The sequence below is a fragment of the Micromonospora sp. NPDC005205 genome (genome assembly GCF_040608275.1).
Lineage (GTDB): Bacteria > Actinomycetota > Actinomycetes > Mycobacteriales > Micromonosporaceae > Micromonospora.
Map to the genome: position 1 here is coordinate 1 of NZ_JBEXHV010000033.1, position 16,035 is coordinate 16,035.

Annotated in this window: 25 protein-coding genes; 14 read left to right on the forward strand and 11 right to left on the reverse strand. The window is 69.3% G+C overall.

All coding sequences use genetic code 11. The features are described from left to right. Window positions 1-129: 129 nt before the first annotated feature. Window positions 130-576 carry a (deoxy)nucleoside triphosphate pyrophosphohydrolase gene (locus ABZU43_RS32250; protein WP_355010145.1) on the reverse strand — a complete coding sequence of 149 codons (447 nt, stop codon included), beginning with the start codon at window positions 574-576 and terminating at the stop codon, window positions 130-132. Between the two features lie 183 nt (window positions 577-759). On the opposite strand from ABZU43_RS32250, the gene ABZU43_RS32255 reads away from it, so the two are divergent. Further along, entirely contained in the window at window positions 760-1,068 is a 309-nt protein-coding gene (locus ABZU43_RS32255; protein ID WP_112604995.1) for a 4a-hydroxytetrahydrobiopterin dehydratase, read from the forward strand. Here the strand turns inward: ABZU43_RS32255 and ABZU43_RS32260 are convergent. Next, complete coding sequence (locus tag ABZU43_RS32260; RefSeq protein ID WP_355010146.1) at window positions 1,055-1,504, reverse strand: VOC family protein; 450 nt, start codon at window positions 1,502-1,504, stop codon at window positions 1,055-1,057. The genes ABZU43_RS32255 and ABZU43_RS32260 overlap by 14 nt on opposite strands. 114 nt (window positions 1,505-1,618) lie before the next feature. On the opposite strand from ABZU43_RS32260, the gene ABZU43_RS32265 reads away from it, so the two are divergent. From ABZU43_RS32265 to ABZU43_RS32290, 6 genes are all read left to right on the forward strand, one after another. Then, a complete protein-coding gene (locus tag ABZU43_RS32265) occupies window positions 1,619-2,503 on the forward strand; it encodes a LysR family transcriptional regulator (RefSeq protein WP_355010147.1) in 885 nt (294 codons plus the stop codon). Next, the gene (locus tag ABZU43_RS32270) at window positions 2,500-3,255 is read left to right on the forward strand and encodes a methyltransferase domain-containing protein (RefSeq protein WP_355010148.1); all 756 of its coding nucleotides are present in this window, start codon (window positions 2,500-2,502) and stop codon (window positions 3,253-3,255) included. The genes ABZU43_RS32265 and ABZU43_RS32270 overlap by 4 nt, the downstream gene beginning before the upstream one ends. Window positions 3,256-3,265: 10 nt before the next feature. Further along, window positions 3,266-3,628: a PH domain-containing protein gene (locus ABZU43_RS32275; protein WP_030337500.1), complete on the forward strand. Its 363-nt coding sequence runs from the start codon at window positions 3,266-3,268 to the stop codon at window positions 3,626-3,628. Between the two features lie 223 nt (window positions 3,629-3,851). Next, window positions 3,852-4,583, forward strand: coding sequence for a class I SAM-dependent methyltransferase (locus ABZU43_RS32280; protein WP_355010149.1), 732 nt, complete (start codon window positions 3,852-3,854; stop codon window positions 4,581-4,583). Window positions 4,584-4,681: 98 nt separating this feature from the next. Beyond that, window positions 4,682-4,882, forward strand: a complete 201-nt coding sequence (locus tag ABZU43_RS32285) for a hypothetical protein (protein ID WP_355010150.1) — start codon at window positions 4,682-4,684, stop codon at window positions 4,880-4,882. An 81-nt stretch (window positions 4,883-4,963) separates the two neighbouring features. Next, window positions 4,964-6,241: an MFS transporter gene (locus tag ABZU43_RS32290; RefSeq protein WP_355010151.1), complete on the forward strand. Its 1,278-nt coding sequence runs from the start codon at window positions 4,964-4,966 to the stop codon at window positions 6,239-6,241. Here ABZU43_RS32290 and ABZU43_RS32295 read toward each other — a convergent pair. From ABZU43_RS32295 to ABZU43_RS32305, 3 genes are read right to left on the reverse strand one after another with little or no spacing between them, the layout of a single operon-like run. Next, window positions 6,225-6,668, reverse strand: a complete 444-nt coding sequence (locus ABZU43_RS32295) for an SRPBCC domain-containing protein (protein ID WP_355010152.1) — start codon at window positions 6,666-6,668, stop codon at window positions 6,225-6,227. The two genes, ABZU43_RS32290 and ABZU43_RS32295, sit on opposite strands and share 17 nt — an antisense overlap. A gap of 2 nt (window positions 6,669-6,670) precedes the next feature. Continuing rightward, window positions 6,671-7,021, reverse strand: a complete 351-nt coding sequence (locus ABZU43_RS32300) for a metalloregulator ArsR/SmtB family transcription factor (protein WP_355010153.1) — start codon at window positions 7,019-7,021, stop codon at window positions 6,671-6,673. Further along, window positions 7,018-7,476: an SRPBCC domain-containing protein gene (locus ABZU43_RS32305; protein ID WP_355010154.1), complete on the reverse strand. Its 459-nt coding sequence runs from the start codon at window positions 7,474-7,476 to the stop codon at window positions 7,018-7,020. Before ABZU43_RS32305 ends, ABZU43_RS32300 begins: the two co-directional genes overlap by 4 nt. A 114-nt stretch (window positions 7,477-7,590) precedes the next feature. Between ABZU43_RS32305 and ABZU43_RS32310 the strand changes: the two genes are divergently transcribed. Then, entirely contained in the window at window positions 7,591-7,965 is a 375-nt protein-coding gene (locus ABZU43_RS32310) for a VOC family protein (RefSeq protein ID WP_355010155.1), read from the forward strand. 174 nt (window positions 7,966-8,139) lie between these two features. Here ABZU43_RS32310 and ABZU43_RS32315 read toward each other — a convergent pair whose 3' ends face one another. Continuing rightward, window positions 8,140-8,517, reverse strand: coding sequence for a helix-turn-helix domain-containing protein (locus ABZU43_RS32315; RefSeq protein ID WP_355010156.1), 378 nt, complete (start codon window positions 8,515-8,517; stop codon window positions 8,140-8,142). Between the two features lie 100 nt (window positions 8,518-8,617). Here ABZU43_RS32315 and ABZU43_RS32320 point away from each other — a divergent pair, with 100 nt between their 5' ends. Then, window positions 8,618-8,983: a DoxX family protein gene (locus ABZU43_RS32320; protein WP_355010157.1), complete on the forward strand. Its 366-nt coding sequence runs from the start codon at window positions 8,618-8,620 to the stop codon at window positions 8,981-8,983. A 105-nt stretch (window positions 8,984-9,088) separates the two neighbouring features. Here ABZU43_RS32320 and ABZU43_RS32325 read toward each other — a convergent pair whose 3' ends face one another. Continuing rightward, window positions 9,089-9,859 (reverse strand): class I SAM-dependent methyltransferase, encoded by a 771-nt coding sequence (locus ABZU43_RS32325; protein WP_355010158.1) that lies wholly within the window; start codon window positions 9,857-9,859, stop codon window positions 9,089-9,091. A gap of 40 nt (window positions 9,860-9,899) precedes the next feature. Here ABZU43_RS32325 and ABZU43_RS32330 point away from each other — a divergent pair, with 40 nt between their 5' ends. Further along, entirely contained in the window at window positions 9,900-10,466 is a 567-nt protein-coding gene (locus ABZU43_RS32330) for a DUF3592 domain-containing protein (RefSeq protein ID WP_355010159.1), read from the forward strand. Here ABZU43_RS32330 and ABZU43_RS32335 read toward each other — a convergent pair. Then, window positions 10,459-11,136, reverse strand: a complete 678-nt coding sequence (locus ABZU43_RS32335; RefSeq protein ID WP_355010160.1) for a hypothetical protein — start codon at window positions 11,134-11,136, stop codon at window positions 10,459-10,461. The genes ABZU43_RS32330 and ABZU43_RS32335 overlap by 8 nt on opposite strands. Before the next feature lie 247 nt (window positions 11,137-11,383). Continuing rightward, window positions 11,384-11,842, reverse strand: a complete 459-nt coding sequence (locus ABZU43_RS32340; protein ID WP_355010161.1) for an ArsI/CadI family heavy metal resistance metalloenzyme — start codon at window positions 11,840-11,842, stop codon at window positions 11,384-11,386. A 77-nt stretch (window positions 11,843-11,919) separates the two neighbouring features. Here ABZU43_RS32340 and ABZU43_RS32345 point away from each other — a divergent pair, with 77 nt between their 5' ends. The 3 genes from ABZU43_RS32345 to ABZU43_RS32355 are packed head-to-tail and all read left to right on the forward strand — an operon-like array spanning window position 11,920 to window position 13,426. Next, on the forward strand, window positions 11,920-12,294 hold the full coding sequence (locus ABZU43_RS32345; RefSeq protein WP_355010162.1) for a metalloregulator ArsR/SmtB family transcription factor: 375 nt from the start codon (window positions 11,920-11,922) through the stop codon (window positions 12,292-12,294). Further along, window positions 12,291-13,028: an MIP/aquaporin family protein gene (locus ABZU43_RS32350; RefSeq protein WP_355010163.1), complete on the forward strand. Its 738-nt coding sequence runs from the start codon at window positions 12,291-12,293 to the stop codon at window positions 13,026-13,028. Before ABZU43_RS32345 ends, ABZU43_RS32350 begins: the two co-directional genes overlap by 4 nt. Beyond that, entirely contained in the window at window positions 13,025-13,426 is a 402-nt protein-coding gene (locus ABZU43_RS32355; protein ID WP_355010164.1) for an arsenate reductase ArsC, read from the forward strand. Before ABZU43_RS32350 ends, ABZU43_RS32355 begins: the two co-directional genes overlap by 4 nt. 18 nt (window positions 13,427-13,444) lie before the next feature. Here ABZU43_RS32355 and ychF read toward each other — a convergent pair whose 3' ends face one another. Beyond that, window positions 13,445-14,530 carry a redox-regulated ATPase YchF gene (gene ychF, locus ABZU43_RS32360; RefSeq protein WP_355010165.1) on the reverse strand — a complete coding sequence of 362 codons (1,086 nt, stop codon included), beginning with the start codon at window positions 14,528-14,530 and terminating at the stop codon, window positions 13,445-13,447. A gap of 143 nt (window positions 14,531-14,673) precedes the next feature. Between ychF and ABZU43_RS32365 the strand changes: the two genes are divergently transcribed. After that, window positions 14,674-15,243: an exonuclease gene (locus tag ABZU43_RS32365; protein WP_355010166.1), complete on the forward strand. Its 570-nt coding sequence runs from the start codon at window positions 14,674-14,676 to the stop codon at window positions 15,241-15,243. A 3-nt stretch (window positions 15,244-15,246) separates the two neighbouring features. Here the strand turns inward: ABZU43_RS32365 and ABZU43_RS32370 are convergent, their stop codons facing one another. Further along, on the reverse strand, window positions 15,247-15,981 hold the full coding sequence (locus ABZU43_RS32370; RefSeq protein ID WP_355010167.1) for a peptidase E: 735 nt from the start codon (window positions 15,979-15,981) through the stop codon (window positions 15,247-15,249). Window positions 15,982-16,035 lie beyond the last annotated feature (54 nt).

The window sequence follows — 16,035 nt, forward strand, 5'->3', positions numbered from 1 at the left end:
CAGGAAGAAGCCAAGAACCTGGTAGACCAAGCCCTGACCCAGTCCTGACCCCACCCTCTCCCGCCCCGTCGCCGTTGATCATGAAGTTATTGCCCTCCGGCGCGGCGTGTCATGGCAATAACTTCATGATCAACGAGGGTTGCGCAGGAGGAGGGGGCGGAGGGCGGCCACGATGGGGGCGTCGGCGGGGAGCCAGGTGACCGAGTCCAGTTCGTCGGCCGTGAGCCAGCGGAGCGCCTCGTGCTCCAGCGCCTGTGGCTGGTCGCCGCCGAGCAGGCGGGCCGCGTACACCTTGAGCACCGAGCGGCCGTGCGCCATCCGTACGTTGCGGCCGACCCGTGCGCCGATCTCGACGCGTACGGCCAACTCCTCGGCGCACTCCCGGATCAACGCGTCGGTCTCGGCCTCCCCCGGCTCGACCTTTCCGCCCGGAAACTCCCACATGCCCGCTACTTCGGGTGGGGCGGAACGCGCACAGGCGAGCACCCGCCCATCCCGGATGATCGCCGCACCGACGATCACCTTCAGGTCCCGTCGTTCGGCCTGCCCGCCATCATTCGCCCGTTCGGTCCGCACGGGCGTCCAGGGTGCCAGATCAATCGGCGGTTTGGGTACCGTAGCCGTCCGCTAGGCCAGCAAGACACGGAAGTGTGGGCGTGGACACCCCCTCCGAGCAGCGGGAGACTAGGGGGCACCGACAAGACACGGGATGGCGACGATTTGGCCACAAGCCGGCAACGGCGCTTGGGGGGTGCGGTGATGCGCGTGCTGTTCAACAGCAGGGCCAAGCACGACTACCTTTCCGACGCGTTGACCTTGCTATCTGGTTGGACGCGCGAGGGCGAGCAGATCCGACGGACGCTCGTGATCGACGATACCCAACACGCCGCACTAACTGAACGGGTCAAGGTCGTCGCGGATGCGCTGCATCTGCGACCCGAGATCAGCCGCCGGGCCGACAGCACCCAGATCCGGGTCGGGCACGGCAGCGGCGAGCCGCTGACCGAGGGCGAGGTGCTGTTGGCCGCGCGCATCGAGGACGCCTACCGGGCGGTCACCGAGGCCTGACGACCGTCTCCGCATCCGACCCGGCGTCCTGGGGGTACCAGCGCAGCTCCACCGAGTTGCCGTCCGGGTCCCGTACGTAGATCGAGGTCGCCGAACCGCGGGCGCCGAACCGGCTGACCGGCCCGGTCAGCACCGTGAAGACCCCCGACTCGATCACCTGCGCCCATTCCAGTGGAGCCACCACGAGGCAGAAGTGGTCGACGTTCGCGCCCTGCGGCTCACCGCGGACGAGGTCGATGATGCTGTCGGGGCTGATCCGCACCGACGGGAACGGGACGGTGCCCGCACGCCACTCGTCGACCCGTACCGGTGCCAGCCCGAGCCGGTCGCAGTAGAAGCTCAGGGAGCGTTCCACGTCGGCGACGGTCAGCACCAGGTGGTCGAAACCGGTTACCCGCACCGCGCTCACGCCGGCCAGGTAGTCGTCAATGCTCATGTCGGAGCCTTTCGCTCGGTCTTCCCTGCCGCGTTCACGATCCCCGGACGAGGTGCGCCGACCAAGACCTGATGCCGCTACGATCGTTGCCCACAGGTCAACGATGGGATTGGTGTGCTGGAGCGGTACGAGGTCGAGACGTTCCTGACCCTCGCGGACGAACTGCACTTCGGCCGGACCGCCGAGCGTTTGACTCTCAGCACCGGCCGGGTGAGCCACATCGTGAAGAAGCTGGAGCGCCAGATCGGCGCACCGCTGTTCGCCCGCACCAGTCGGGTCGTCCGGCTCACCCCGATCGGCCGAAGGCTCGCCGACGAGTTGGCCCCGCTGGTGGCAGGCATGGACGAGGCCGTCCGCCGCGCGACCGACGCCGCCCGGGGCGTGACCGGGACGCTGCGGGTGGCGTTCCTCGGCGAGTGGACCGCGCCGGTGCTGCTCCGGGCGGTGGCCCTGTTCGGTGAACGGCACCCCGACTGTCGGGTGGAGGTGCACGAGGCGCAGTTGTCCACCACCCGGTCCGGGCTGCTCGACGGCTCGACCGACGTGTTGATCGCCTCGTACCCGTTCGACGGCATGGCCACCGGCCCGGCGCTGCTCTGCGAGGACCGCGTGCTGGCGGTGGCGGCGGGTCACCCGCTCACCCGGGAACGGTCGGTGTCGTTGGAGGTGCTCGCCGACCACCCCGTGGTGCAGTACCCGACAGTGACCTCGGTGGAGTTCAAGCGGGACCGCACCCCGGAGCGCACCCCGTCCGGCCGGACGGTGCCGAGGGGGCCCGCCGGGAACACCTTCTCCGAGATGCTGTCCCTGGTCGCGCTGGGCCGGGGAGTCCTGCCGGTGGGCGAGCACACGCGGCGCTACTACCCGCGCCCCGACGTGGCGTACGTGCCCATCCACGACGCGCCACCGATCGAACGAGGGCCGGTCTGGCTGCCCAGCAACACCACCACCCGGGTACGCGAGTTCGTCCGCGCCGCGACCGACGCGAACCCCCGGTGAGGCACGCCGAGTTCCGCCACCACCGGCTGGTCCCGGTGTACGACGCGGAGTGCCGGTGGGGGCCGGACGACGACTTCTTCCAGGCGGTGGTCGACGAGACCCCGGCCGCCCGGGTGCTCGACCTCGGCTGCGGCACCGGCCGGCTGACCGTTGCCCTCGCCATTGCCGGCCACACCGTCACCGGGGTGGACCCGGCCGGCGCGTCAGTGGCCGCCGCCCGCGCCAGACCGGGTGGTGATCAGGTGACCTGGATCGAGGGCACCTCGGCGCTACTGCCGGAGCGGGCGTTCGACGTGGCGGTGCTGACCAGCCACGTCGCGCAGTTCTTCGTGAACGATGCGGAGTGGGCGCGTACCCTCGCCGACCTGGCCCGGGCGCTCGTGCCCGGCGGCCGGCTGGTGTTCGACGCCCGCGACCCGGCGGACCGTCGCTGGGAGCGGTGGAACCCGGTGGATTCGCACCGTGTGGTCACGCTGCCCGACGGCGGCGAGGTCCGCGCGTGGACCACTGTCACCGGGGTACGCGGCGGAGTGGTCGACTTCACGCACCACTACCACTTCGATGACGGGGAAGAACTGCTCAGCTCGGCGAGCCTGCGCTTCCGCACCGAGGCCGAGCTGCGCACCTCGCTGACCAGGGCGGGCTTTGTCGTGGACCGTATTCACGGGGGCTGGCACGGCGAGCCCGTCGGCCTCGGTGACGGCGAGTTCGTGGTCGTCGCCCGGGTGGGCGCGTTGGCGCCGGTTTCCTAACCTGGGGCACATGGCGAACATCGCGTACGACCGCAAAGAGCAGGTCCAGCAGATCGAGAGTGGCCTCCTCGAAGGCGAGCAGATCATCGCCGTCTACGACGCCGTCGGCACCGGTACCGGGTTCATCGGGCTGACCGACCGGCGCGTGATCATCCAGGACCGCTCGTTCGTCGGCAAGCGGTTCGCGATCACGAGCATCCCGTACTCGAAGATCACCAGCGTGAGCGTGGTCAGCAACAAGTCGTGGGGTGGTTCGTTCTTCTCCACCGGCGCCATCGCCATCCACGTCGGCACCCACACCTACGAGGTGGAGTTCCGTGGGGCGCAGAAGAGCCACCACGTGCACAACGTGATCCTTCACCACATCTCCTGACCGCACGTCCCGTCGTGGGCCCGGCTGGCGTAATTGCCTTGCCGGGCCCACGACGTGTCTGGTGTCCTCGGTCGACAGTCACGCGAAGGGAGCAGCCACCATGCCCAACACGACGAAGTCCCCCGAACCAACCGTCATCCGACCCGACGAATCGAGACTTCGTGAGCAGGACTGTTTCCCCGGCGCTGCTGAGCGCCGCTGACTTCAACCCCGGAGGCCGCTGATGTCGGTCTTCGACGATCCCGGCCTCTTCGGCCGTCTCTGGGCTGCCGACTACGACGGCCCGGGCAACCCCGACCCCGCGCCAGCGGTGGACTTCCTGGCCGACCTGGCCGACGGGGGTCCGGTTCTCGAAATGGCGATCGGCACCGGCCGGGTCGCGCTGCCGCTGGCCGAACGCGGCCTCGCCGTGCAGGGCGTCGAGGCGTCCGAGGAGATGGTCGCGCAGCTGCGGGCGAAACCCGGGGGCGACCAGATCCCGGTGGTCGTCGCCGACATGGCGGACGTGCCGGTGGCCGGTGAGTTCCGGCTCGCGTACCTGGTGTTCAACACCCTGTTCAACCTGGTGGACGCCGAGCGGCAGGCGGACTGCTTCCGCAACGTCGCCCGGGTGCTGTCGCCCGGCGGCGCGTTCGTCATCGAGACGTTCGTGCCCGACCCGCGCGACTTCGACCAGGACGAGCAGGTGCAGGTACGTGCCGTGACCGAGGACTCCGCGACGATCCGACTGCACAAGTACGACCGGCCGGCGCAGCGGTTCATCCGGCAGACGATCACGTTCGACGCGGACGGTGTGCACCTGAAGCCGTTCGCCATGCGGTACGCGTGGCCGCACCAGATCGACGAGATGGCGCAGCGGGCCGGGCTCCGGCTCACCGAGCGGTACGCCGACTGGCACAGGCGACCGTTCCAGGCCGACAGCCCGTCGCACATCTCGGTCTACCGCACGGAGTAGCGGTTTGATCGGCTCGGGTTCCGGATAGTCGAGCAGTCATCGCCCCGACGTCACGGAACCCGAGCCGATCTCCCGCCGACCGAGAGTGAGATGCCGTCATGAGCAGACGAGCCATCCAGGTGGTCCTGGCCCTGTCGGTCGTCCTCATGGTCTCCGGCATCGTCCTCAGGGTGACCGGGGACGGCGCGGCCGACACGGCCGGCACTGTGGCGGTGTCGCTCGCCTCGGTGGGTTCGATCGTGGCGAGCATCGGCTCGTCCTTCCGCGCTGCCCGCCGAAACGACGGCCCGAAGCGGTGACCCGGCCTTTCACCCTCGGCTGATTCTGCTGCCAGCAGCCAGGTATTGATCCGCAGGTCGTTCGCCGGGTGTGCTGACTGCATGCCGGACGCCTCCCGATTCCCGCGCTCCTCTCCGTACTGGCCGGTGGTCAGTCACCCTCAACTCCGACGCGTTCTACCCGGGCTGGCCGTCTCCGCGTTGGGCGACGGCCTGGCGGTGGTCGCGGTGACCTGGCTCGCCATCCAACTCGCCCCGCACGGTCAGCGGGGCACCTGGATCGCGCTGGCCATGGCGGCGTACACACTGCCCAGCGCGGCCGGGACCGTCGTCTTCGGTCGGCTGCTGCGCGGGCGAAGCGGCGCGCAACTCGCCGGGTGGGACGCCATCCTGCGGGCCAGCGCGCTCGCGGCGATCTTCCTCGCCCACCTCGCCGGCGTGCTCACCATCGGGCTGTACGTGGTTCTGCTGGCCGCGTCGGCGCTGCTGCACTCGTGGGGTTCCGCTGGCCGATTCACCCTGATCGCCGAACTGCTGCCGCAGCGACACCATTTGCCGGCCAATGCCGTGCTCAGCACCATCGGAGGGTTCGCCATAATCGTCGGCCCGCCACTGGCGGGCATCCTGATCGGCTGGGTGGGGCCGGTCTGGGTCATCGCCATCGACGCCGCAACCTTCGCCGCGCTGGCCCTCACGTACCGTCTCGCCCTTCCCACCAACGACGGACCCGCACGCTCCGAGAGCGGCGCTTCGCGAGCGGCCGGCTTCGCGGTCATCCGCCAGAACCCGGCCCTGCTGGGCCTGCTGGTGCTGAGCCTCGGGTTCTTCTTCCTCTTCGGACCGGTGTACGTGGCGATGCCCATTCACATCACCGACGACCTGCACGCCTCCGCGACGCTGCTCGGCGCCTACTACACCGCGTTCGGCGTCGGCGGTCTCGCCGGGGGTCTGGTCGCCGGTTACCTCCGCCGCTGGCCACTGCGAGCCACCACCATCGGCATCGTCGTCGCGTTCGGCGTTGCCATGCTGCCGCTCGGCCTGGGCGTACCGGTCGGCGTGTCGTTGCCGGCGTTCGCCCTGGCGGGCTTCATCTGGGCGCCGTACATGTCCACGTCGATGGCGCTGTTCCAGCGCAGCACGTCGACCGCCCGACTGCCCGCGGTGCTCGCCGCGAACGGTGCCATCCTCGTGCTGGCGGTGCCGCTGGGCACCATGCTGGGCGGGCCGCTGGTGGGTGCCATCGGCCCCCGCCCGACGCTGCTGCTCTGCGCAGTGGCGATCGTGGCCCTCGGCCTGGTCGCCGGAGCAATCGCGATCTCCAGGCGGGGTTCGCGATTGCCCGGCGATGCAGCCGTCACCGAGGTCAGTGCCAGTCGCTGATCCGCACGTCGTCCGGGGCCGGTCGGCCGTGGCCGGTCTCCACCTGCTCCTTGAGGCTGATCAGGAACAGCGCCCACTTGGTGCTGCAGTGGTGCATGAACTCGACCGGCTCGCGCCAGCCCCGATGTGCGAACTGGACGATCGTGTACTCGCCGCGCTGGTCGAGACGCCAGTCGACCTCGGTGCCGACCCACTCCTCTGGGCCGTCGACGACGCGCCACCGCACCCGCCCTGCGGGGTTCAACTCCAGGACCTCCATGTCGAAGCCGCCGGCATCGCCGAACCGGAACGCCAACTGTCCACCGACCTCGCTCTTGCCCACCGTGTCGGTGGTCCACCAGGCGGCGAGGCCCTCCGGCGTGGCCACCGCTCGGTAGACGTCGTCGAGCGGAGCGACGACGCCGACCCGGTGCAGGATGTCGACCATTCTCATACTCCTTCGTCGTTGGTGCGGGTGCGTTCGATCGCCTCGGCGATCCGCTTGATCCGGCGGAGTCGGGCGTCCCAGGTGGAGCCGACCGCCGACAGCTGGGCGACCGCGCGGGAGAGTTGCGCCTCGTCCACCTGGTAATGGCGCTCGCGACCGGCCGGTTCGGCGTGGATCAGCCCAACCCGGTCGAGGACCGCAAGGTGCTTCGAGACGGCCTGACGGGTGACGGGTAGCCGCCTGCTCAACGAGGTGGCCGTGCCGGGCCCGTCGGCGAGAAGAAGATCGATCATCGTACGACGGATCGGGTCGCCGATCGCCGACCACAGCTCGTCGTCGACCACCGCGCTCATGGGGTCGCGACCAGCCGCGCGACGTACTCCCCCAGCCGGGGCATGTAGTGATTCCATCCGTTCTCGTGGTCGCGGTACTGCTCTTCCAGGACAGCGATCTCCCAACCCAGCTCGCGGAATCCGGTCTCGGTCATCCGGATCAGCGTCCCGGTGCCGCTGGGCACCAGGTCGAAGGTGACGAACAGCGCCTGCCCGCTCCGGTCCGGCTCGGTGAAGCACCACCGGAAGGAGAACCGCTTCGGCGGGTCGACCTCGACGACGGCGAGCGCGACGGTCTTCGTCTCGCCGGTGTCGGCGTCGCGCCAGATCAGCTCGCCGGGCGCACCGGCGACGGATTCGAACCGCGCATCGTCGGGCCACCACTCCCGCATGTGCTGGGGTTGGCTGACCACCTCGAAGACGACCTCGGGGGACGCGTCGACGTGGATGTCGCGTTCGATCGTTCCCTGTTCCATGCCCACAACCTTTCGCAACCTTTGGTTGCACTTAACCTACGACAGCCGGCACCCATCACGCAACCTTTCGTTGCGCTTCGGGGTTTCGTCGTACCCGGGGTGCACGATCGGCGCATGTCTGAGCCATCGCCACACCGACACCACGCCATCGACTACGTCGAGCTCACGGTGACCGACCTCGCCGCGGCCAAGCGCTTCTACGCCGACGCGTTCGGTTGGCAGTTCAACGACTACGGGCCGGAGTACGCCGGCATCCGCAGCCCACATGGCGACGCCGCGCCCGAGGTCGGCGGTCTCCGTCTGGACCGGGAAGTTCGGGCGGGCGGCCCGCTCGTGCTGCTCTACTCAAGCGACCTGGACCGGTCGGTGCAGGCCGTCAAGGAGGCCGGCGGCCAGGTGGTGAACGGGCCGTACGAGTTCCCCGGTGGCCGGCGGTTCCACTTCACCGACCCCAGCGGCAACGAGCTGGGTGCCTGGGCCGAGCAGTAGGGCGAGATCCGGCGAGGGCGACGACCTGGCCGATCGCCTCCCGGCTTATGTGCCCACTCTGGACAAGCGACCTCACCGTCCGTCCGAGGGACACAGGAGATCCGCGCGGACCCGTGGCGCGCCGTGACGGGCGGTTTTTGCCCCGGCCCTTGGAGCGCCGCAACCACCCGCAGGTCAGCGCTCGCGCAGGTCGTAGGTGTGCTGATTGCGCTCGATGTCCGGGTTGTGTTCGACAGCCCACTCGGCGAGGGTCACTGCGGGCCCGATCAGCGTGCGGCCGGTGTCGGTGAGCTGGTACTCGACGCGCGGAGGCACCTCGGCGAAGACGTGCCGGGAGACGAGGCCGTCGCGTTCCAGGTGCCGAAGGGTCCGGGTCAGCATGCGCTGAGAAACCTCCGGGATGCGCTGCTGCAGCTCGCTGAAGCGCATGCGTTCGCCGTCGAGGGTAGCCACGACCAGCAGGCTCCACTTGTCGCCGATCCGGTTGAGGATGCCGCGAATGGCACGGCCGCCGTCGCCACGGATCAGACACGACTTCCCGTACTTCGACATGACCCCTCGATGTGGGTAGGGCACAGCGATGTGCCTTTTGTAGAGCCCTCGATCATGCCCCAGGATCTGGTTACTTACTACTCGCGACCACGGGGGACTGATGGAGATCGCGTACTGGATCGTCGGCGGGCTGCTCGCGCTGTTCTACCTGTACTCAGGCGGTATGAAGGTGGTCCGGAGCCGGGCGCAGCTCGCACCGATGATGGCGTGGGCAGGCACCGCGGTCCCGATGGCCGGCGTACGCGCCATCGGCCTGTTGGAGGTGCTCGGAGGCGTCGGCCTCATCCTGCCGCCGCTCACGGGAATCGCACCCGTCCTCGCCGTCGCGGCAGCCGCCGGGCTGACGATCCTGCAGGTCCTCGCGGCCGGGTTCCACCTCTTCCGAGGCGAACGGAAGGACGTCTGGCTGAACCTGGTTCTGGTCGTCGTCGGCGCGATCGTCACCTGGATCGCGGCCGCCCTCTGAGCGCCCACCGAGTTTGCTGTCGAACTCCTTGTCCTTCGCCGATAACAGACCCACCAGAGCCACCTCGGCGCCTGCCAGCACAGCTTCCAATGCCCCGCCCGGCCGTCAGCTCCGGCGGGCGCGCAGCACGCCGGTCAGCATCGGCAGCGTGAACTCGCCGTGGGCGGTTTCGGGTCGGCTCCCGAGGAAGCGACGGATCCGGCCGAGGGTGGCCTCTCGCTCGTCTTCCGGCATGACCAGCATCCCGGCCCGCGTCGCGAGCGTTGCGACGAGCGAGTCGGCGGTACGCCGCTGACCGTGCGGGAACTCGACCTGCTCCGCCGACCCGAACCGGGCGACCTGGCCAGCACTCGGAACGAGCATGCCCGCCGTCGCGGCGCGCCAACTGCTCAACGTGTCACGCGGGCCGATCGCCGCACTCCCGCTGACCCGTTCGAGCCCGGCAACCCAGTCGACCCGGTCGTCCATGATGTTCCACAGACCGGCCAGGACACCGCCGGGCGCGAGGACCCGGGCGATCTCCGCCCCCGCGACGGTCATGTCGAACCAGTGCAGGGCGTTTCCGGCGAGCACGGCATCGACGGATGCGTCCGGCAGCGGGATGGCCTCGGCGCTTCCCGGCAGGGCACGGACGGTCGGCACCGCACGGCGCAGCTCGGCGAGCATCGCCGGGTCGGGTTCGACAGCCACGACGTCCGCGCCCACCGCCGCCAGCGTCGCGGACAGCTTGCCGGTGCCAGCGCCCAGGTCGAGCACGCGTAGGCCGGGGGCGGGCTCCACCGCCCACCGCAGCGCGGCCTGCGCGTAATCCGGGCGGTGTTCCGCGTACGCGGTCGCCGCCGCACCGAACGACGACCGGAGCATCTGTTCCGTCATCCGATCAACATACCGCCGCTCGTCGACATCGACTGCCACCATGGCCACCGTGCAGATCCTGCGAAGCTGGTGGCGCGTCCGCTACCCCTTCTACGCGCTCGGCCTCGTGATCGGGATGGTCATGATGTGGCTGCCCTTCAAGACCTTTCAGGACAACGACGCCTGGGAGAGCCGACTGCGGGTCCATGGTGTGCCAGCCCAGGCAGTCGTCGATGAACTAGTGCACAAGCGGCGAGAGACGATGCACCTGAGCTACGAATTCGCCGGTGCTCAGCGTCAGGCCGAGGTTGGCTGCTGGGAGGTCTGCCTGGCGGCCGGCAGCGCGGTGCGGATCTGGGTCAACCCCAACGACCCGGATGACTTCGTGACCGACTTCGGCATCCTCAGCGGGCATCGAGGCCGGCTGCAAGGGGTGGTCGGGGCGGCAGGCCTGGTTCTGTCCGGGTGGATGGCGCTGGCCGTGATCGCCCACCTCTATCAGCAACGACGCGGCCACCGGCGACAGGACTGGCAGCGGCAGCAACGAGACCAGCGCCAACGACAGTTCGCGAACGTCAGGGCCGGGAGAAAACGCAAGCCGAGTGGGCCACGAACGCCGTTCAAGTGATCGACATCGCCGGTCGGCAGCTGTCGCTGATCGTCCTGGGCACCAGCCGTTGGCTCACATTGGGCAGCATGTGCTGATTGGTTGCGTCCAGAGACATGAGGCCACGATCGGCGCGCATCAGTTCGACGGTCTTTCTGGCAACAACCTTGTAGCTGTCGTGAAGCCTGACAGGCACGTCGAGTCCATCCGCTCCTTCCGAGATGGGAAGTACGGCGTCCACTTCGGAGACGAACCTCGACATGAGGTCGCAGCATTCACGGGCAGAGTCTCGGACCGGCGCGGAGGCCGAAAGCTCCAGTTCCGCCATGATGCCCACGGCTTTGACGCTGGCATCGTAGATTTCCTGGGTGTCGATAATGAACAGATGACCCATTCGGTCTTCGATCATCTGCCTGATGTCGGCCGCCCTTCGACCCCAGTTCCAGATGGTCTGCATGAACTGTTTGTAGGTCTCTTCGCGGGACTCGCGATGCCGAAGCTCATCCTCTCGCTGCCACTGCGCCGCTCGGTCCTGGCGCTCCCGCTCCCAGCGTTCCTGCTCTCGTTCGCGCTCCAGGTTCCACCGGCGGTCCTCGCGGCGAGTGGTAAGGAACTGGGTCGAAATAGCGGCCCCAAGGGTCCCGGTAACACCAAGCGCGGCGACGAGAAGAACCGGCCAGATCTGGTTCATGCCGAGAGTATCCAGCCTCGATGCAGCCGTAACAGCGCGCCCCGCCGTTGACAGGCCGGATTCAGACGTTGACGCGGAACTTGGAGGGGCATCTCCGAGACCTCCGGCAACGCTGACCGGGTGCTGCTGGGGGCATCGTTCGGGTCCTCGTCGTGGCGCGCTGGTTGACGACGTTCCACGCTGTCCTGTGCCCCAGCACTGCGCGCCCGCCTCCTAAACCGACGACGGGCGCGCGAGGGCGCAAAGGTCAGCAGCAGCTTGAAGCGGCCCCGTTGCTGGCCGGCTCCGTCTCGGCGGCTGGGGTGCAGCACGTGCTGTCGGTGGCCTTGTCCAACTGCGGGGAGTCGGCCTTGACTGTGTAGACCTCCCACGGCTCATTGCCGGGGCCGTGCACCCACACCTTGTCCTGGAGGGCGTAGCAGCACTCGGTGTTGTTCTCTTCCAGCGTGATCAGGCCGGAGTCGGTGAGGCGCTTGGTGGCGGCGTTGACATCGTCGGTGCTGGCGACCTCAACGCCGAGGTGGTCCATGACGGTGGGCTGGTCGGCCTCGCCCTTCAGGAGGACGAGCTTGAGCGGCGGGTTCTCGACTGCGAAGTTCGCGTAGCCGGGGCAACGCTTGGCTGGCTCGACGCCGAACAGTTTCGAGTAGAAGGCCACGGAGCCTTCGAGGTCGGACACGCGCAGGGCGAGCTGGACACGGGACACGGCCATCTCCTTGTCTAGATGTTTATCGAAGCAAGACCTACGTTGCACCCTGTTTCGAAGTCTGTCAAGGTAGAAGCATGTCGAAACAAGAGCTGCCGGTGGTGGACCTCAACGCCGTGGCCTGCTGCCCCCCGCTCGCGGTCCGCCCCATGGACGCCGAGCAGGCCGCGATGGTCGCACCGCTGTTCAAGGCCCTGGGGGATCCGATCCGGCTGCGGCTGATGTCGATGATCGCCTCGGTGCCGGAGATGTGCGTCTGCGACCTGACCCCGGCGTTCGACCTGTCCGGGCCGACCATCTCCCACCACCTCAAGGTGCTGCGTGAGGCGGGCCTGGTCGACTCGGAGCGGCGCGGCACCTGGGTCTGGTACCGGGTGAAACCGGAGGCGTTCCGGCAACTTGAGGCGCTCCTGGACATCTCGGCCGCCCCGGCCGCCAGCAGCACCGCGTGAGCCTTGCCCTGCCACGGCGAGCCTCGGCGGAGTTCGCCGGCACCGCGCTGCTGGTCGCCGCCGTGGTCGGCTCCGGGATCGCCGCCGCCCGGCTCTCCCCCACCGACGTCGGTCTCCAACTCCTGGAAAACGCGATCGCCACCGCCCTGGCCCTGGGCGCGCTGATCCTGACCTTCGGCCCGGTGTCCGGCGCACACTTCAACCCGGTCGTCTCAGCCGTCGACTGGTGGCTCGGCCGCCGCTCCGGCACCGGCCTGACCGGGCGGGACCTCGCCGCCTACGCCGCCGCCCAGTCCGGCGGCGCGATCACCGGCGCGGTCCTGGCTGACGTGATGTTCGGCCTGCCGGCGGTGGCCTGGTCCCGCACCGAACGGACCGGGGGGAACCTGTGGCTGGCCGAGGTGGTCGCCACCGCCGGACTGGTCGTCCTGGTCTTCGCCCTCGCCCGCTCCGGCCGCACCACAGCCGCTCCGGCCGCTGTGGGCGCCTATATCGGCGCGGCCTACTGGTTCACCTCGTCGACGTCGTTCGCGAATCCCGCCGTCACCATCGGCCGGGCCTTCACCGACACCTTCGCCGGTATCGCTCCAACCTCGCTACCCGGTTTCATCGCCGCCCAGCTCGTCGGCGGCCTGGTCGCCGTCGCAGCCCTCGCCGCCTGGTACCCCCACGCCGCCGACACGGCCGACGCCGTCGTCGTGCCCCACCTCACCCGGGAGACCGAAGCTCGATGAGCAGCAAGCCCACCGTCCTGTTCGTCTGCGTCCACAACGCCGGCCGGTCCCAGATGGCCGCCGGCTGGTTGCGCCACCTCGCCGGCGACACCGTTGAGGTCCGCTCCGCAGGCAGTGAACCCGCCAACGAGATCAACCCCGTCGCAGTCGAAGCCATGCGCGAGGTCGGCATCGACATCACCGGCCAGATCCCTGCCAAGCTCACCTGGGACACGGCCGAAGCCAGCGACGTCATCATCACCATGGGCTGCGGCGACGCCTGTCCCATCTTTCCCGGCAAACGCTACGAAGACTGGAAGCTCACCGACCCGGCCGGCCGGCCTCTCGCCGTCGTCCGCCAGGTACGCGACGACATCCGCGCCCGGGTTCAGAAGCTCGTCGACACGCTCCGCACCTAGCGCTGGAACGTCTCGGACTCAGACGTTGAAGCGGAACTCCACCACGTCGCCGTCCTGCATGACGTACTCCTTGCCCTCGATGCGGACCTTGCCCGCCGCCTTGGCCGACGCCATCGAACCGTGCTCGACCAGGTCGTGGTAGGAGACCACCTCGGCCTTGATGAAGCCGCGCTGGAAGTCGCTGTGGATCACACCCGCGGCCTCCGGGGCGGTGGCGCCGACCGGGACGGTCCAGGCGCGCGCTTCCTTGGGGCCGGCCGTGAGGTACGTCTGGAGGCCGAGGGTGCGGAAGCCGACCCGGACGAGCTGGTTGAGGCCGGGCTCGTTCTGCCCGATCGACTCCAGCAGCTCGCGGGCCTCGTCCTCGGGCAGGTCCACCAGCTCAGATTCGATCTTGGCGTCCATGAAGATGGCCTCGGCGGGGGCGACCAGGGCGCGCAGCTCGTCGAGGAACGTCTCGTTGGCCAGCTCGGCCTCGTCGACGTTGAAGACGTACAGGAAGGGCTTGGTGGTGAGCAGGTGCAGCTCGCGCAGGTGCTCCAGCTCGATCTTGGCGGCGGCGGCCCCGGAGTAGAGCGTGGTGCCACCGTCGAGCACCTCGATCGCGGCCTTCGCGGCGGCGACAGCGGCGGCCCGGTCCTTGCGGAGCTTGGCCTCCTTCTCCAACCGGGGCAGCGCCTTGTCCAGGGTCTGCAGGTCGGCGAGGATCAGCTCGGTGTTGATCGTCTCGATGTCGTCGGCCGGGGAGACCTTGCCGTCGACGTGCACCACGTTCGGGTCGGAGAAGGCCCGGACGACCTGGCAGATCGCCGATGCGTCCCGGATGTTGGCCAGGAAGGCGTTGCCCCGGCCCTGCCCCTTCGACGCGCCGCGGACCAGGCCGGCGATGTCGACGAACGACACCGGCGCCGGCAGCACCTTCTGCGAGGAGAAGATCTCGGCCAGCTTGCCCAGCCGCTCGTCGGGAAGCCCGACCACGCCGACGTTGGGCTCGATGGTGGCGAACGGGTAGTTCGCCGCCAGCACGTCGTTCTTGGTCAACGCGTTGAACAGCGTGCTCTTGCCGACGTTGGGCAGGCCGACGATGCCGATGGTGAGACTCACGACGGGCCAGCTTACGCCGGTCCCGGCCGGGCCGGTCCACGCGGCTCCGATTCGTCGCCGCGCCGCTGGTCGATCGTCGCTCCCACCGCGCCCCGTCAGGCGTTGCTAATCTGCCGGTTCGACGTTCCGCTGCTGGAGGTGGGATGACCTCGACGTTGCCCGAGCTTTTCATCGCCGTCGATGTGGAGGCGGACGGGCCGATCCCCGGGCCGTACAGCATGATCTCGCTGGGCATGGCAGTGGCCGGCCGCCCGGACCTCACCTTCTACACCGAGCTGCGTCCCATCTCCGACGAGTTCGTCCCGGCGGCGTTGGCCGTCTCCGGCCTGGACCGGGACCGGCTGCTGCGGGAGGCACCCACCGCGCAGGAGGCGATGTCCGCCGCGGCGGCCTGGGTCGACGGGCTGCGCCGGGTCGGCCGTCCGGTCTTCCTCGCCGCCCCGGCCGTCTGGGACGGCATGTTCGTGCACTGGTACTTCGTCCGCTTCGTCGGGCACAACCCGTTCGGTGCGACCGGCTCCGGTGTTGATCTCCGCAGCTACTGGATGGGGCTGACCGGCAGCGACTGGGCCAAGACCCATCAGGACACGATAAGGCAAGAGTTGGGCCTGCACGACATGCCGCACACGCACCACGCCGGGGAGGACGCCGCCGAGCTGGCCCAGGTCTTCGACGCGGTGTTGCGCAGCCGACAGCCGGCCGAGGAGGCGTGACGCTCAGCCGAGCCGGCGGGGGGCGATGACCGCCTCCCGGACGCTGCCGTCCGCGCCGCGGCTGACCTCGTACGCCGAAACGCCCTCGCGGTCCGCGATTGCCTCGACCAGCCGGGTGCCCTGGTAGACCAGGCCGACGCCGTCGTCGGTGCAGTGGCTGGTGGGAAGCGTGCCGTCACCGACCAGCTCGTGCATCAGCGGGCGGCGCTGGCCCTCGCTGTCGTAGTGCACCCCGTTGCCGTACGGCAGCCAGGCCAGGCCCTCGGTGAAGCCGCGCAGCTTGGGGCCGAAGCTGTCGGTGGCACCGCCGACATGCCAGCAGATCGAGCCGGCGGAGACGCCGGCCAGCACCACGCCGGCCTGCCAGCACTCGTGCAGGATCTCGTCGAGCCCGTGCACCCGCCACACGGCGACCAGGTTGGCGACGCTGCCTCCGCCGACCCAGATCACGTCCTGGGCGAGCAGGTGGGCGCGGATGTCCTCGACGTTCGGCATCGGGAACAGGGCGAGGTGTGACAGCCGGAACCGGGTGTCGGCGAACGCGCCGTAGACGGCGGTCAGCGAGGGGGGCTGGTCGCCGACGGCCTGCCCGAGGTAGCAGACCCGCGGTTGCGGACCGGCTTCGGCCAACTCGGCCGCCAGCTCGAAGACCGGGCTGGGGCGCAGGTCGTACGGCCCGCGGTCGCCCCGGAAGAAGCCCATGCTGGTGGCGATGATGGTCGGTTCGCTGGCGGGCATCGGAGCGTCCTTCCGTCGAGGGCGGTGCGGCGTCCATCCTGCCGTAGCCGGTCT

Coding starts and splice junctions, on each gene's coding strand:
- ABZU43_RS32255 (WP_112604995.1), top strand. CDS start 760: ATGCGCGTGCTGTTCAACAGCAGGGCCAAGCACGACTACCTTTCCGAC.
- ABZU43_RS32260 (WP_355010146.1), bottom strand. CDS start 1,504: ATGAGCATTGACGACTACCTGGCCGGCGTGAGCGCGGTGCGGGTAACC.
- ABZU43_RS32275 (WP_030337500.1), top strand. CDS start 3,266: ATGGCGAACATCGCGTACGACCGCAAAGAGCAGGTCCAGCAGATCGAG.
- ABZU43_RS32280 (WP_355010149.1), top strand. CDS start 3,852: ATGTCGGTCTTCGACGATCCCGGCCTCTTCGGCCGTCTCTGGGCTGCC.
- ABZU43_RS32285 (WP_355010150.1), top strand. CDS start 4,682: ATGAGCAGACGAGCCATCCAGGTGGTCCTGGCCCTGTCGGTCGTCCTC.
- ABZU43_RS32290 (WP_355010151.1), top strand. CDS start 4,964: ATGCCGGACGCCTCCCGATTCCCGCGCTCCTCTCCGTACTGGCCGGTG.
- ABZU43_RS32295 (WP_355010152.1), bottom strand. CDS start 6,668: ATGGTCGACATCCTGCACCGGGTCGGCGTCGTCGCTCCGCTCGACGAC.
- ABZU43_RS32300 (WP_355010153.1), bottom strand. CDS start 7,021: ATGAGCGCGGTGGTCGACGACGAGCTGTGGTCGGCGATCGGCGACCCG.
- ABZU43_RS32305 (WP_355010154.1), bottom strand. CDS start 7,476: ATGGAACAGGGAACGATCGAACGCGACATCCACGTCGACGCGTCCCCC.
- ABZU43_RS32310 (WP_355010155.1), top strand. CDS start 7,591: ATGTCTGAGCCATCGCCACACCGACACCACGCCATCGACTACGTCGAG.
- ABZU43_RS32315 (WP_355010156.1), bottom strand. CDS start 8,517: ATGTCGAAGTACGGGAAGTCGTGTCTGATCCGTGGCGACGGCGGCCGT.
- ABZU43_RS32320 (WP_355010157.1), top strand. CDS start 8,618: ATGGAGATCGCGTACTGGATCGTCGGCGGGCTGCTCGCGCTGTTCTAC.
- ABZU43_RS32325 (WP_355010158.1), bottom strand. CDS start 9,859: ATGACGGAACAGATGCTCCGGTCGTCGTTCGGTGCGGCGGCGACCGCG.
- ABZU43_RS32330 (WP_355010159.1), top strand. CDS start 9,900: ATGGCCACCGTGCAGATCCTGCGAAGCTGGTGGCGCGTCCGCTACCCC.
- ABZU43_RS32335 (WP_355010160.1), bottom strand. CDS start 11,136: ATGAACCAGATCTGGCCGGTTCTTCTCGTCGCCGCGCTTGGTGTTACC.
- ABZU43_RS32345 (WP_355010162.1), top strand. CDS start 11,920: ATGTCGAAACAAGAGCTGCCGGTGGTGGACCTCAACGCCGTGGCCTGC.
- ABZU43_RS32355 (WP_355010164.1), top strand. CDS start 13,025: ATGAGCAGCAAGCCCACCGTCCTGTTCGTCTGCGTCCACAACGCCGGC.
- ABZU43_RS32365 (WP_355010166.1), top strand. CDS start 14,674: ATGACCTCGACGTTGCCCGAGCTTTTCATCGCCGTCGATGTGGAGGCG.
- ABZU43_RS32370 (WP_355010167.1), bottom strand. CDS start 15,981: ATGCCCGCCAGCGAACCGACCATCATCGCCACCAGCATGGGCTTCTTC.